Genomic DNA, 14,555 nt, shown 5'->3' with positions numbered 1-14,555 from the left:
TCTCTGTGTTCAAAGTACCCCTGCGGCGCCATGCTCTCATTTATCGCTCGTTCGGAGCGCCGCTGGACACATTGAAAATGGAAGCATCGGATGTTCCAGGCCTCAGCGAAGGCAAGCTCAGGGTTCGGATGTTGTGTGCCCCGGTTAATCCCTCTGATTTGATCCCCATCACCGGTGCTTATTCTCACCGTATAAAGCTGCCCGCTGTCGCCGGTTACGAAGGTGTTGGTCGTGTTATTGATGCCCCGCGAGAGTACTCCTACTTGGTCGGAAAGCGAGTTCTCCCATTACGAGGCGATGGCACTTGGCAGACTATTTTGGATTGTGATCCAGCTCTCGTAGTGCCCGTTCCGGACGCCATTCCTGACGTGGTCGCGGCACGTGCCTACATTAACCCTTTAGCTGCCCTAACAATGCTTGAGACTTGGCCAGTAAAGGGAAAGCGTGTTCTTCTAAGTGGAGCTGGGTCGAATTGCGCTGATTATCTTGGGGCATGGGCATATCAGCACGGCGCTAGGGAGGTTGTTGGCATATACCGTTCCGAGAGTAGAGTTACCCGCCTGGAACAGCTCGGTATCAAACCGATATCGATTCACGATATGCCCCAGATCTCGCGTATGGCCCGTGAGTCTGACGTGGTGTTTGACGCTTTAGGTGGACCCGTCGCGGCAAATATATTGCAATTAATGGCACCGGGGACGACGTTTATCGCCTACGGGTTATTGACAGGGCAGGCGATTCAATTGGAGTCCAAGCCTTGCGCTCACTACAGAAGGTTTCACCTACGCGATAGTTTGGCCAGGATGTCTGCCGAGGCTTGGCAACATCAGTTCTCCTATATCTGGCGACTTTTGAGCCAAGCAGATATGCCAAATTATCAAGTATTTCCTAGCCAGGAATGGCGTCAAGCTGTCAAGGCGGCGCTTTGCCCAAGCGGCCAAAAGGTGCTTCTGGACTTCACTCTACCCTTGCATGATTAGCATCCAACCAGCGTTCGCCTTAAAGAGGGCGGTTATGTCTTTACAGCGTGAGGTTGTCTGGACGTACATCCAACTGCTCTAGGTGCTGCTTCAATAGACCTGGGAACCGAGCATACCAGTTCTGATTGAGCGGAGAAGGGTGAGGAAGCGGATAGAGGGTAAAGGCCTGTGCCTTGCCCCGATCATCCTCCAGCGTCACTTCGATACTGCTCTCAAAGCGATTCTCACTCTTCCAGAAGCTCTCCAGGCGCGCACGCTCCTCCTTTGAGCGACCAATGCCAAACCATAGAAAGGCCTCGCGTCCCAGCGTGATCAGCGTCCGCCCCTCCCAGCGCGAGATCAGAACCTCGTTCATCAGGCCGTGAAAGTGGCGCTTGACCTTCATGGACCACGCCTTATTACCGATGGGCTTGTAGGGCACAGTGTTGATCCAAAAAAAGTGCTCTCCTACGGCACGAGAGGCCTCGAAGTCAGGCATTTTCTCGCCATAAAGTTGTTCATAAAGGGCCTTTCTCACTAACTGCCCGCCAGCGCCGATGAAGGGCTCGCCATGGCGTACCTCATCGCGCCCTGGGTCGCGCCCGAAAAAGCCAATGCGCAGATTCGGCTTGCCAAGACCGATGATCGGCTCCAGAGGATCGCGCTCAAAGCGTTTGTAGACCTCGATATCGATTCCTTCGATCTCTGCCGCCAGCGCTCTGAACTTCTCCTGTTGCCGCGGGGTCAGTGACATCTTCCATGCTCCTTGGTGACGTTAGGCAGTTGTTCAATAAAAGCACTCTTGCGCCGTACGCCAGAGGCACATACCGGCAAAGTAAACAGACGCAATGCCCCATCCCCATAGGGCCCAGGTGGCGTGTTCAGGGCTTGAGAGTACCAACGACGTTGTACATGCGCACCACACCAGGGTGATGGCGATATTGAACGGCATGAACAAGCGCACCCGAAAAGGGTGAAGGAACTTCATCTTAGTGACGGTCAGGATGGCCAGAAAGACAATAGCGGCAAAGGTGATGAAGGGGGGGAAATCGAGAATATAGAAATAGGCGGCGGCGATGTTCCAGGCGGCGGGAAAGCCAACAAAGTAATTATCCTGGCTTTTCATATCGACATTGCAGAAACAGAACATCGATGACAGCAGAATGATAAATACGGATAGCAGCCCTAAATAGGGCGGCAGTTCAATAAAGTAGTAGATGAATAGGGCTGGAATAAAGGCCCAGGTCAGGTAATCAATGACCATATCAAGCGTTGAACCATCGAAATGGGGCAGTATGGCTTTCACTTCATACTTACGTGCTAGCGTGCCATCGATACCATCTATCATCATTGCGGCACCTAGCCAGAGCAGGCAAGCAACGGGATTATCATCGACCAGTGCGAGTAGCGCCATCGTGCCGAGCAGCACTCCGCTGGCAGTAAATACGTGAACGCTCCATGCCTTGCATATTGATGCGCGAGATTCTGCCTGCGAAGAGAGCGGTTGAGCCACATTAACCCCAATGGGAACGTGGTGTCCCCGTGCTATTTGGTTTATAGATAAGAGATGAAAGAACCATACCCTACTACAAGAAGATACCTGGAGAATACGCAGGTAGGCCCTCTGTCCATGACGCTACCTTTGCCCGCCATGCTAGAAGTATAGTGTCTTCCATCTTTTTTGTTACGCCGGTCGCTGAAACTGCTGCCTTGCCTGTTCGACCCGTTCGCGGGTGATGCAGCTTGGCGAGTGATCATTGAGCAGCCCCATTGCCTGCATAAAGGCAAAAGCGGTCGTTGGGCCAACGAATTTCCAGCCGCGCTTTTTCAGCTCTTTGGAGAGTGCGATGGATTCAGGCGAGGTGGTCTGGGTTTGCGGCGCGGTGAGTGAATCAGCGTCTGGCTCGTAACGCCAGAAGAAGGCGGCCAGCGAGCCTTCCTGTTCCACCATTGCTTGTGCCCGCTGGGCATTATTAATGACGGCTTCGATTTTACCCCGGTGGCGAATAATACCCGCGTCGTGCAGCAAGCGTTGCACGTCATCTTCGCTAAAGCGGGCAACCTGATGAAAATCAAAGTGGTGAAATGCAGTGCGGAAGTTCTCGCGTTTATTGAGAATGGTGCGCCAGCTCAAGCCCGACTGAAAACTCTCTAAGCAAAGCTTCTCAAATAGCCGCTGATCATTGTCTACTGGATAGCCCCACTCGTTATCGTGGTAGGGAAGAAACTCCGGCGCGCCGCCACACCATTGGCAGCGAGGGTGTCCATCGGGGGCGATAAAATCGGGCATTGGGCGCTCCTAATTGTCTAGTCCAAGATGTGAGTGGCTTAAGCTTAACCATGTATCGCTAAGCCACGCGCCTGCCGCTAAAAGCTCGCTTTCAGTCGAGCCCGCATAGCCAAGCACTAACCCAGGGCGCTTGTTCTCGGAAAGGTAATAGCGTGAAAGTGGAGAAAGCGTAATGCCCGCTTCACTGGCGTGCTTAACGAGCATCCTCTCTTCCTCAATAGTATCGAGTTCAGCTAATAGATGCATACCTGCATGGCCGTCAGAAAGCCGAAGCCCAGCGGCCACAGCAGGCGCTAATGCCGTGCGTAAACAGGCTTGGCGCTGGCGATAAGCCGCCCGCATACGGGCGATGTGACGAGTAAAGTGCCCGCTGGTAATAAATTCAGCAAGCGCCGATTGCACGGGATAGTTACCTTCACGATGCAATCGGGCATGGGCACGTCTGACGTCGTGGGCAAGTGTATCAGGCAGCACCAAATAGCCTAAGCGCAAGCCGGGATAGAGCACTTTACTAAAGGTGCCTACATAAATAACCGATGCCTGCTCGGCAAGGCCCTGTAGAGAGGGCGTCGGTGGCGTGTCGTACCGAAATTCGCTGTCGTAATCGTCTTCAATGATCCAACTACCCGCGCGAGAAGCATGCTCAAGTAACGCCAGCCGTCTGGGTACTGGCATGGTCACGCCACTGGGATACTGGTGAGAGGGTGTCACGTAAATTAGCCGAGGTGTTGACGCATTCTCGGGAGCAAGTAATGGGTTTAAGCCTTCTTTATCGACGGGTACGGGCGTTACCGTTAATCCCGACGCCAGAAAGCAGGCCTGGGCGCCGCCGTAACCTGGCTCTTCCATCCAAACCGAATCACCAGGGTCAGTAAGCAGTTGAGCAATCAGTTCAAATGCCTGCTGGGCGCCTTGGGTAATCACAATCTGTTCTGGTTGGCAGCGCACCGCGCGGGAGAGTCTTAGATAGTCACAAAGGGCCGCTTTGAGTGCAGGTAAACCACCGCTGGTTTGATAATCCATCCATGCCATTTCCGCGTGATAATAGTGACGCCTTAAAAGGCGCTGCCACTGCTCGCGGGGAAACAGGTCAAGCGCCGGGACGCCTGGGGAAAAGGCGCGATGGCCGTGGCTCAACGTTCCGCTTAGCGTTAGTAGCTTGTTACCCCGGCTTGAGTAGCGGACAGGCAAAGGTGGTGGAAGCTCGGCTCGGGTTAACAGCGCGGGGAGGTTCGCCACATAGAGCCCTGCTCCCTGGTGGGCAATCAGTAACCCTTCCGCCAGTAGCCGATCCATGGTGGCCAGCACCGTATTACGGCTAATACCCAAAGCCCTAGCCAGATAGCGTGAAGAGGGAAGCGCATCGCCAGCCGTCAGCTCACCGTGTTGAATCCACTCCTTAAGCGAGCAGTACAGCTGCTGCACAAGCGTGGTGGCTTCATTCGTGGTTAGCCTTAGCGCTAGTGCTTCCACAATCCAATCACTGGCAGCGTCACGTCTTTTCACTGGTTCCCTTAATTTAGCGATAAGTGGCTCTTCATTATAGACCACTATGACGGCAAGATTTGTTAAATCACCTCTCACACGGAGCAGTCGTTATGGTTAACATTCGTTCGGCGGTACTCAATGACTTAGAACCTCTTAGCGCATTACTTGATGGCTATCGTCAGTTTTATAAGCAGCCGAGTGATATTCAAGCAGCGCGTGATTTTTTAGAGCAGCGCATGGGGCTAGGGGATTCATTCATTCTGGTTAGCGAGAGCAAAGATGGGACGCTCACGGGGTTTGTGCAGCTCTACCCCGGTGTTTCCACGGTGGGCCTAAATGCCCGCTGGACGCTAAATGACCTCTTTGTGTTGCCGGAGTGTCGCGATAAAGGCACCGGAAGGGCATTGATGGAAGCTGCCACCCAGCTAGCCCATGGTCACGGCGTCGCACGCTTGATACTAATGACCCAGGTTGAGAACGAGCGCGCCCAGCACCTTTATGAATCATTGGGCTGGCAGCGTAATACGGCATTCTACGGTTATTTGTTGGATATCAAATAAGGGGCAAACGATGACTAACGAATATCAGTCTGCGGTGCTGGCGTTTCCGCCTGCTAAACCCGCCACAATGGCCTCCGCGATGTACGATAAGCTCTGCTATCACACGGATGCCTGGGATGTGGCGCAGGACTTGGCCAATGGGATTGCAGGTATTGTGGTGATCGATACCCGCAGCTTTGAACACTACTATGCCGGACATATTCCTGGGGCGATTAGTCTGCCACACAAAGAGATGACGCCAGAGCGTTTATCTGAGTTGGATAACAACCTTGTATATATCGCTTACTGCGATGGTATTGGCTGTAATGGCTCAACCAAAGGCGCTTGGAAGCTGGCGAGCGCAGGACTGAAAGTAAAAGAGCAGTTGGGTGGGTTGGACTTTTGGCGACGTGACCAGCATCCCATCCAAACAGGTGAGCAGATGGGAAGCTTGGAGAGCACGGAGACTGTGGCGTGTGGGTGTTAGGTGATAAAGCCCATAAAAATTAATTATGTGGCATTTACTTAGCTTAAGAAAAGCACGCTGACGTTATTTTTCAAATAGTGAACGTGGCTGTGCCTGTCCAGAATGGTACTGCTCAATTGATGTCTCTAAATGTTTGGCGTTGGCTTGAGAACTGAGCAAGTAATCACTCTCCGGCAACTTGCACACATCAACCCACTTGGCATTGACCAGCTCGGCCAGGCGCTTTGGGCTTAGGCGCACGGCGCTAGTGGGCGAGCCTGCGGCGGGTAGCACTTCGTCATAGGCGTGGAGCGATTCATCGCAGTAAACCGGCAGGTCGGTGGCGAGGCCAAAGGGGCAAACGCCGCCGACCGGGTGGCTGGTGAGTTCCATCACCGTCTCGGCGTCGAGCATTTTGGCCTTGCCGCCGAAAGTATCGCGAATCTTGCGATTGTCGATACGCGCATCGCCGCTGGCGACAATGAGTAGCGGCTTTTCACCGACTTTGAATGCCAGTGTTTTGGCGATTTGACCAGGGGCGACACCATGAGCCTCGGCGGCCAGCTGCACCGTAGCGGTGCTGGTTTCAAGCACTTTGATCTTTACATCCGGTGCATGCTCGGCAAAGAATTGGCGAACGGTTTCGATGCCCATTATGGATTTCCCCTGCTATTAACATTTGGTATTAACATTCGTCGATAACATTAGACGTTTAAATAACTAATCTAACGTGCCTTTGCTACATTAGCCAAGCCACGGGGGCGTCGTAATTTTGGCTGGCTCGCGCTGCATAATGATCTCGCCATGGCGTACGGAAAGCAGCACTTCGCCTTGGGTGCGCAGCACGCTGTAGTCATCCTCGCCTTCCAGCAGGTTGAAGCTGGCGGGTTTGCCGACCTCAATGCCATAACGCTCTTCAATATTGAGCGTGCGGGCGCTGTTATCGGTAATCAGTGAAAGTGCCTGGCTGAAGTCCTGATAGCCCATCATTTGGCAGATATGCAGGCCAAAATCCAGCGTTCGCAACAGCTTGCCATTCCCCAAGGAGTACCAGGGATCAAAGATGGAGTCCTCGGCAAAGCAGACGTTAATGCCCGCTGCGTTGAGCTCTTTTACCCGTGTCACGCCGCGGCGTTTTGGATAGGTGTCAAAGCGCCCCTGAAGATGAATGCTTTCCGTGGGGCAGGAGACAAAGTTAATGCCCGAACGCTTGAGCAGCAGAAACAGCTTGGAGCAGTAGGCGTTGTCGTAGGAGTGCATCGCCGTGGTATGGCTGGCGGTAACGCGACTGCCCAGGTCGTTAAACAGCGCTTCGCAGGCCAGTACTTCGAGAAAGCGCGAGTTGGGATCGTCAATCTCGTCGCAGTGCACGTCCACCAAGCGGTCGTACTTGATTGCCAGCTCGATTACCCGCTTCATGGAAGCGACACCCAGCTCCCGGGTGTACTCGAAGTGGGGGATGCCGCCCACCACATCGGCGCCAAACTCCAACGCTTCTTCCATCAGTTTTTCGCCGCCGGGGTAAGAGAGCAGGCCGTCTTGCGGGAAGGCGACCACCTGAATGTCGATTTTATCTTTTAATTCATCGCGCAAGGCGCACAGGGTTTTAAGGCCAATCAGGCTGGGGTCGCTGGTATCGGCGTGGGTGCGCACAAACTGCACGCCATTGCCGATCAATAAATTAAGCGTTTTCACTACTCGCTCACGAATATCTGCTTCGGTAAGCATGGGTTTACGCTCGCCCCAGCGCTCAATACCTTCAAACAGCGTGCCGCTCTGGTTCCAGCTTGGTTCACCGGCGGTGAGGGCGGCGTCCAGATGAATGTGTGGCTCAATAAAAGGCGCACAAACGAGCTTAGCGCCCGCATCGATCTGCTCTTCGCTCGCTGTTTGCGGTGCGTCTTGCACGGTAATTGACGTGAATGTGCCGTTCTCAATCTCAAGTCGGTAAAGCTCAGGGCGCTGGCGTAGGCGGGCGTTGATAATTTGCATGCTCATATAAAAAACGGCTCGCTTATTGTTTGGCAGTGGATGGAAGGCTATCACCCAGCGTAGCGTGCTTTAGGCGCAGCAGCACGGCGTAGCTTCCTGCAGCCACTGCCACACCCACCAGCGGCGGTAATAACGGTGAAAAATAGGCGGCCCCGGCGCCCAGCGCATAGGCAGCTAAACCACGTCGGTTGAAATCGGGCAGTTGTGCAGATGCCAATGCGGGGTAGCGGCCTTTATGCTTGAGCCAGAAGTCGGCCATGATCACGCCCCCCATGGGTGGGATAAAGGTGCCCAGTAGTACCAGAAAGGGGATCAGTAAGTTATACATGCCGCCTACCGCCAGCACCGTGCCAATTGCTGCGCCGCCTACGGTGACCAGTCGGCGCTTTTCGGTGCGCAGTAAATTGCAGCCCGCCACAGCGAAGTTATAGATGGTGTTGTCCTGGGTAGTCCAGATATTCAGAAACAGCATTAGCACGGCGATAGAGACAAACCCTTGAGCGATCAGCACATCCACGATATCCGCCTGCTGGTAAATCATGGTGCCCAGCGCGCCGGTCAGTACCATTAAGCCGTTACCTACAAAAAAAGCCGCCATGGTGGAGATGACGGCAATTTTCGGTGTTTTGGCGAAGCGGCTCCAGTTAGTGGCTTGGGTGCCGCCGCTGATAAAGGTGCCAATGATGACAGTAACCGCCGCTGCGACGCTCATACTTTCCGTGGGCGTTTGCTGGCTCAGCCCCGCAAAGCCGCGCACATCCACTAGGCCGGTGAATAGGCTAATCAATATAAACAGCATCATGGCGGGGACGGCAAAGCGCGAAAGCCAGTCCATACCTTTATAACCAATCATGGCGGTCACGCAGAAACCAAACCCAAACAGCACCATTAAGGGGATTTCCAGCCATTCAGGCATCCCAGTGGTGCGTACTAACACTAGCGCAATCGTTGCGGTGCCCCAGGCGTACCAGCCAATCTGGGTAAAACCGAGAATAAAGTCGGAGAGCTTGCTGCCTTTTTCGCCGAAGCAGAAGCGCCCCATCAGCACCGAATTGAGCCCGCTTTGACAAGCAATATAGGCGAGGGCTGCCGCATACATCCCCAGCAGCAAATTACCAATCACTATGATCCAGAGCAGTTGGCCAATTGGAAAGGCTTGGCCTAAGGTGCCGCCTGCCCACATGGTGGCGGTGAAAAACGTAAACCCAAGCAGTACTGCCGAGGTAGAAAGCAGGCCCTTTCGGGCACTGGTAGGGACTTCACTGAGGGGATAGTCAGAATTATGCATTAATCTCTCCTAATGTAAATCAGCGAGTCTGTCAGCTATTTATAAAGCAAGAGACATGCCAAAAGGGTAGGGCAACAAGGATGGTTGCGTTTGTTATTTTTTTAAGACATACCAGCCCATTTTAATGATACTTTAGTTAATAAAACCTAATTGTTTGTGTACGTTTGTCGATTAATATAGTGGTCATAAAAGTTTGTTTGTTAAAGAAATGGTGCTTACTGCGCTTGCGCCCAGGTACGCCCGCTGCAGCTATAGCCATGAAGGAACCGGAGTAGATGCCAGAACCCCAGTATAGGAGTGTTTCACTGCCTGCGGCTAAACTTCCTTGGCATCATACCCTGGTGGGTAAGGTGGTGATGTTTATGTTGCTGGGCGTGCTGTTTGCGTATCTAACGGGGGCACTGTCGGGGTTTTTTATGGTTGAACGTGGAGCCCGGGAGCAGTGGTTGCGCGAAGCGCAGGTGAACGCTCAGATAGTGAGTGCGACTATTAGGCGTATTTATACGTCCGTGGCAGTTAAAACAGATGACACCGGCCAAGTCACACATATCATTTCCCAGCGCCCGATTGGCGATGAAGAGTCGGTTCTGGAAACTGGGTTTAGCCCAATTGATGTATTGGCGCTGGCAAGTGCTCAAACGCGTAACAATGTATGGCTGTTCGCGAAGGCATCAGAGGGCTTCTCCGTCGTGGCCGATGCACTTAATACATCATTAGACTCACCATCCAATCTGGAGATCGATACGTGGCATACAACATCGGATGCCGCTGATTTTTATGTTGGATTTGCCAACATTGGCAATGCAGAGTACTTCATTAGTTCGCTGCCCATTATTACTCCTGATGGTCAACTTTTAGGGGTGCTGGTAGCCACTATAGGCCAGAAAGAAGGACTGTATCAGATGCGTGATGATCTGATCAGCAAAGCATTTGTGGCGCTGCTGGCGGTGCTGATTGCTACAGCCTTGTTAGTCACTATTTTAATGCGTCAGTTATTTACACCTGTACCGGTATTAATTAGGTCGCTCACCGACATCGCCAAAAACCAGACTGCTGAAAGCACGCCTTATACCGACCGAAACGATGAAATTGGCCGGATGGCAAAGGCCATAGATGCACTTCGTAAAAAAGTCATTGAGCGTGAACACTTACTTGAAGTTAAAGACGAAGCTCTGCGCTTCCAGCATCTTGCTCATCATGATGAACTGACCAAGTTGCCCAATCGTGTACAACTCAATAATGCGTTGAAAACAGCGGTGAATGCACTTCATCAAGGCGATGTATTTAATATCATGCTGTTTGATCTTGACCATTTTAAAGCAGTTAACGATAGCCTGGGTCACGCGGCGGGTGATGCTCTGCTCGTTGAAGTTAGTCAGCGGGTGCAAGGGCTGCTGACCGACAATGATTTGGTGGCGCGCTTGGTGGCGATGAGTTTGCCATCATTCAACGCGTCATGCATAGCGCTACCAGTGAGGCGACAGCACTGGCGGAAGCGATTGTTTCTACCCTACGAGAACCGTATCAGTTTAATAACCAGGAAATTAACATTGGCGTGAGTGTTGGCATTGCAACCGCGCCCGCCAATGGCCGTAGTAGCCATGATCTGCTACGCCACGCAGATCTTGCGCTCTATGCGGCCAAGGCGAAAGGGCGTGACCGCTATATGCTCTATGAATCAGGGATGACAATGGATTCCGGGATCACCGAACAAAGGTAAGCCTATGAAGTGGCTAGTAGTGGTATTACTAAGTAGTGCGATGTGGCATTGTGCCGCCGCTAGTGATGAGCGGGTAGCCTCTTCACCGACTTTGTCGCGTATTGCGTCCACTGGCGAGATTGCTGTCGGCCATCGTACCAGCGAAATTCCCTTCTCCTACCTGGTCAACGACCAACCAACAGGCTATGCGATCGAGCTATGCCGAAATGTCATTGAAGGTTTGGAGGCAACATTAGGGTTAAGTGATCTCAAGATAACTTATGTGCCGGTAACGCCGGCCAATCGGTTTATATTAGTGCGTAATGGCGACGTGGATATCGAGTGCGGGGTAACTACCAATACCCCTGAGCGTCGACGCCAAGCCGCTTTTTCGTACCCTCATTTTCTGACCACAACGCGTTATGTATCCCTCGCTAACCAGCATATGGACAGTTTGCAGGATTTGGCGGGCCGCAGCGTGGTATCAACCACGGGCACTATCAATATTGCCCAGCTCAACGAGCTGAATCGCACCGAGGGGCTCAATATATCGGTAATGCTCAGCCGTGACCATGAGGAAGCCTTTGCGATGGTCGCCTCAGGGCAGGCTTCCGCGTTTGTGATGGATGAGATTTTGTTAGCGGGTTTGGTTTCGTCTGCTGCCGACCCTGCCGCTTTTCATATTTCTCAAGCAACACTGAGCAGTGCAGAGCCCTATGGCTTAGTGATGCCGCCTGATGACCCTGTTTTTGTTGAGCTGGTCAATAAGGAGCTACGCAACATTTATCAGAGTGATACTATCCACACGCTTTATGAAAAATGGTTTTTGCAGCCGCTCCCTCCCGATAACCGAGTATTGAACTTGCCACTAGCGCCGGCGCTTGCTGCTATTTTCGCCAATCCTGAGCAGTACATAGAGTAGAGGAGGTGTGTTATGCGCCGGAGTTTATTGCTTGGGTGGTGTAGTTTGTTGGTAATGATGTCTGGTGGAGAGGCAGCCTATGCAGAGACGCCTATCGATTCGCTTGAACGCATAGAAGCAACCGGCGTATTAAGGGTTGGCTATGGTGATACAGCGCCATTCTCTTATTTAGACAATCACGGTAACGTCGTCGGTTACTCTATTGATATTTGTCAACGTTTAGCGAAACAGCTGCAAGTGCAGTTAGGTCTGCCTTCCATGGATATAGAGTATGTGTATCGTACGCCTAGTAATCGGGTACAACTGCTCAATAGCGGTGATATCGATATTGAGTGTAATGCCAGTACTAATACCCCAGAGCGACGGCAGAGTGCGCAGTTTGCACTGAGCCATTTCTTTGTCTCGGTGCATTATGTGGCCCTGAAAGAGAATGGGTTTACCACCCTGGAGGACTTGGCCGGACGAAGCGTGAGCGTTGCTAGGGGCACCGTTAATGTCAGCCAGATCAACCAGGTCAATCGAGAACGGCAACTGAACTTGTCGGTCGTGCCAGTTGAGACATTGCAGGAAGCGTTTGACTTAGTCGCTGATGGGCGCGTAGCGGCCTTCGCGATGGATGATATATTACTGAGCACAATGATTGCTGAGTCCGAGCACCCTGACGCATACGCGCTTTCCGAAGAAGCCATCACGTCGACAGAGCCACTCGGTTTTTTAATGCGATTGGGCGACGACGCCTTTGCAGCTGAGGTGAACAAGGCTCTTGAGCATATTTATACCAGTCCGGAAATGCCGCTGCTTTACGAACGATGGTTTCAGCAACCTATTCCTGGCAAAGGCATTACGCTTAATGTACCGATGAGCACCGTATTGGCTGAGCATTTTATCGCCCCTCGCGAGATGAATGCAGATTAAGCGCATTAAGAGTAAGTAGGGAGAAATACCTGCTCGCAACTGGTCTGGAAGTAGTGTTTTAAATGCCTTTAGTTATCAACGTTTTAAGGTGTGGCAAAGGTTTATACGGTTTGAGTGTTAAATAAACCACGCATTAACGTTTCCACGATGCCGCTGCTCTCATCCGCCAGAGAATGCTGCTGGGGATCCTGTAGCCAGTCGAAACAGACGCCAATCAAAAAGCCATGAAATTGGCGTCGGGCGCTGGCTGGGGTTAGGTCAGCGCGTAAAGTACCAGCTACTTGTGCCTGTTCAAACAACTGCTCTACTCGCGCCTCTGCGTGCTCAGAGAGTCGAGTGATCATGCAGATCCGCGGGTGCTCCTCTTCCAGTTTCTCGCAACGGTGCAGCACGATGGTGGCTGCCCTCTGCAGTGGTAAATCGTGACAAATGCCCGCGAGTGATCGTTGGGCAATATCGCGCAGGCATTCGACCGGTGTCGCGCCTAGCCGCTGTATCGCATCATCAACGATTTCATCTAGCGGAATACGTACTCGCTCCAGCAATGCATCAAAGACCGCTGCTTTATCCTCAAAGTGCCAATAAATGGCTCCCCGGGTCACCCCGGCCGCTTGGGCGATATGCGCCAGCGTAGTACGTGAAACGCCTTGAGCCAGAAACGTGGCTTCCGCAGCGTCAAGAATCGCCTCGCGGGTACGTTCAGCGTCGGCCTTACGACGGGACATAGCGGCTCCTATTAATAAAAGTAGCGGTATTTTGGCAGTGATGGATAGCAAAGTCGCCAGTTGGTGATTATTATATATCTCACTGACATTCACGAATGTCAGTGAGATATATAATACCCCACTTCGGTTTTTCTACGTCAGTTTTGGAAAGCGGTATAGACCCCCAAGGAGCATCCCGTGGCCGTTACTCTTCTCCGTTCATTGCCCATCCTGCTGGCTCTGCTCGTGCTAACGGGTTGCGAGCAACCCCAGGCGCAGTCAACTGAACCAACGCGCCCAGTCAAGTTGCTTACGTTGCAGTCGGCGAACACCGCAGTCTTGAGGCAGTTTCCGGCGCGTGTGGAAGCCTCTACGCGCAGCAACTTGTCCTTTCGGATGGCAGGGGAGCTGTTGGAACTCAATGTCAGCCCCGGCCAGCGGGTGAGCGAGGGCGAGGTGATCGCGCGGATCGATGATCGCAATGCGCAAAGCGAACTGGACAGCGCCCGTTCGCGCTTGCAGCTAGCCGAGGCAACGCTGGAGCGCATGCGCTATACCCTGCAGCGCGGGGCGGTCAGTCAATCCCAGTTTGATGAGTCGGAGAGTGAGTGGCGGGCCGCCCGAGCCACCTTTGAGCAGGCCCAAGAGCAGGTCGAGCATACAAAGCTTCGCGCCCCTTACGATGGCGTGATTGCCCAAGTGCCGGTGGATAATCGTCAGATAGTCCAGGTTCAGGAAACCGTCGCCGTGATTCAGCAGCCAGGGCAGTTAGACGTGGTGTTTCATCTACCCGAGCAGATCGTGCAGCGCATACCACACAGCAATGGAACGCCCTTCGGTGATGCGCTGGCGTTCGAAGTGCGCTTTGGTAATAGTGACAAGCCCTATCTCGCCCAGCTTGCCTCTTACACCACCCAAGCCAGCGCGCAGAGCTTGGCGTATGAAATCACCCTTACGCTTCCCCAGCCGGACGATATCACCCTGTTGGATGGCATGAGCGCCAACGTGCGCTTGGACTTGAGTTCGCTGCAAATCGACAGTAGCACCCCGCTGTGGCACCTGCCTGCGGAGGCGGTGAGCTATGCCGGTGATGATCCTAACCAGGCCCAGGTATGGCGGTTCGCCGAGCCGGAAAACGTTGAAGCAGTGCCGGTGGAGGTTGGTCAATTAACCTCAAACGGCCTTGAAGTCAGCGGAGAGTTGGCAGCGGGGGATCGCATCGTGGCCGCTGGCGCCCACCGCTTAACCGCAGACACCCAGGTGACGCCGTGGGAAAAGGAGCAGGGGCTATAA

14 protein-coding genes and 1 pseudogene are annotated in these 14,555 nt (G+C 53.1%); 7 read left to right on the top strand and 8 right to left on the bottom strand.

Going from position 1 to position 14,555, the window contains the following annotated elements; translation table 11 throughout:
• Positions 1-5: 5 nt before the first annotated feature.
• Positions 6-980 (top strand): zinc-dependent alcohol dehydrogenase family protein, encoded by a 975-nt coding sequence (locus OM794_RS19100; protein WP_226246862.1) that lies wholly within the window; start codon positions 6-8, stop codon positions 978-980.
• A 40-nt stretch (positions 981-1,020) separates the two neighbouring features.
• Here the strand turns inward: OM794_RS19100 and OM794_RS19095 are convergent, their stop codons facing one another.
• From OM794_RS19095 to OM794_RS19080, 4 genes are all read right to left on the bottom strand, one after another.
• Positions 1,021-1,713: a uracil-DNA glycosylase family protein gene (locus tag OM794_RS19095; protein WP_226246863.1), complete on the bottom strand. Its 693-nt coding sequence runs from the start codon at positions 1,711-1,713 to the stop codon at positions 1,021-1,023.
• A gap of 33 nt (positions 1,714-1,746) precedes the next feature.
• The gene (gene pcsA, locus OM794_RS19090) at positions 1,747-2,472 is read right to left on the bottom strand and encodes a phosphatidylcholine synthase (protein WP_226246864.1); all 726 of its coding nucleotides are present in this window, start codon (positions 2,470-2,472) and stop codon (positions 1,747-1,749) included.
• Between the two features lie 171 nt (positions 2,473-2,643).
• The gene (locus tag OM794_RS19085; protein WP_226246865.1) at positions 2,644-3,249 is read right to left on the bottom strand and encodes a DNA-3-methyladenine glycosylase I; all 606 of its coding nucleotides are present in this window, start codon (positions 3,247-3,249) and stop codon (positions 2,644-2,646) included.
• 9 nt (positions 3,250-3,258) lie between these two features.
• Complete coding sequence (locus OM794_RS19080; protein WP_226246866.1) at positions 3,259-4,755, bottom strand: PLP-dependent aminotransferase family protein; 1,497 nt, start codon at positions 4,753-4,755, stop codon at positions 3,259-3,261.
• A gap of 92 nt (positions 4,756-4,847) precedes the next feature.
• Here OM794_RS19080 and OM794_RS19075 point away from each other — a divergent pair, with 92 nt between their 5' ends.
• Together OM794_RS19075 and OM794_RS19070 are read left to right on the top strand one after the other, a co-directional pair.
• Positions 4,848-5,297 (top strand): GNAT family N-acetyltransferase, encoded by a 450-nt coding sequence (locus OM794_RS19075; RefSeq protein ID WP_226246867.1) that lies wholly within the window; start codon positions 4,848-4,850, stop codon positions 5,295-5,297.
• A gap of 10 nt (positions 5,298-5,307) precedes the next feature.
• The gene (locus tag OM794_RS19070; RefSeq protein ID WP_226246868.1) at positions 5,308-5,763 is read left to right on the top strand and encodes a rhodanese-like domain-containing protein; all 456 of its coding nucleotides are present in this window, start codon (positions 5,308-5,310) and stop codon (positions 5,761-5,763) included.
• Between the two features lie 63 nt (positions 5,764-5,826).
• On the opposite strand, the gene OM794_RS19065 is transcribed toward OM794_RS19070, so the two are convergent.
• The 3 genes from OM794_RS19065 to codB form a co-directional block, all read right to left on the bottom strand.
• Positions 5,827-6,396, bottom strand: a complete 570-nt coding sequence (locus OM794_RS19065; RefSeq protein ID WP_226246869.1) for a YbaK/EbsC family protein — start codon at positions 6,394-6,396, stop codon at positions 5,827-5,829.
• A gap of 90 nt (positions 6,397-6,486) precedes the next feature.
• Complete coding sequence (gene codA, locus OM794_RS19060; RefSeq protein WP_226246870.1) at positions 6,487-7,740, bottom strand: cytosine deaminase; 1,254 nt, start codon at positions 7,738-7,740, stop codon at positions 6,487-6,489.
• A gap of 16 nt (positions 7,741-7,756) precedes the next feature.
• Positions 7,757-9,022 (bottom strand): cytosine permease, encoded by a 1,266-nt coding sequence (codB, locus tag OM794_RS19055; protein ID WP_226246871.1) that lies wholly within the window; start codon positions 9,020-9,022, stop codon positions 7,757-7,759.
• A gap of 275 nt (positions 9,023-9,297) precedes the next feature.
• Between codB and OM794_RS23280 the strand changes: the two are divergent.
• The 3 genes and pseudogenes from OM794_RS23280 to OM794_RS19040 all read left to right on the top strand — a co-directional run bounded on the left by OM794_RS23280 (position 9,298) and on the right by OM794_RS19040 (position 12,558).
• Positions 9,298-10,742, top strand: a pseudogene (locus OM794_RS23280) (diguanylate cyclase domain-containing protein).
• Between the two features lie 4 nt (positions 10,743-10,746).
• Positions 10,747-11,643, top strand: coding sequence for an amino acid ABC transporter substrate-binding protein (locus OM794_RS19045; protein ID WP_226246873.1), 897 nt, complete (start codon positions 10,747-10,749; stop codon positions 11,641-11,643).
• A 12-nt stretch (positions 11,644-11,655) separates the two neighbouring features.
• Positions 11,656-12,558, top strand: coding sequence for an amino acid ABC transporter substrate-binding protein (locus tag OM794_RS19040; RefSeq protein ID WP_226246874.1), 903 nt, complete (start codon positions 11,656-11,658; stop codon positions 12,556-12,558).
• Between the two features lie 101 nt (positions 12,559-12,659).
• Here the strand turns inward: OM794_RS19040 and OM794_RS19035 are convergent, their stop codons facing one another.
• Positions 12,660-13,283, bottom strand: coding sequence for a TetR family transcriptional regulator (locus OM794_RS19035; protein WP_226246875.1), 624 nt, complete (start codon positions 13,281-13,283; stop codon positions 12,660-12,662).
• A gap of 177 nt (positions 13,284-13,460) precedes the next feature.
• On the opposite strand from OM794_RS19035, the gene OM794_RS19030 reads away from it, so the two are divergent.
• A complete protein-coding gene (locus OM794_RS19030; RefSeq protein WP_226246876.1) occupies positions 13,461-14,555 on the top strand; it encodes an efflux RND transporter periplasmic adaptor subunit in 1,095 nt (364 codons plus the stop codon).

Origin of the sequence: Halomonas sp. BDJS001 (genome assembly GCF_026104355.1) — a bacterium.
Classification (GTDB): Bacteria; Pseudomonadota; Gammaproteobacteria; order Pseudomonadales; family Halomonadaceae; genus Vreelandella.
The sequence above is the reverse complement of the archived record's forward strand: the minus strand, read 5'-3'. Positions and strand labels throughout refer to the sequence as shown.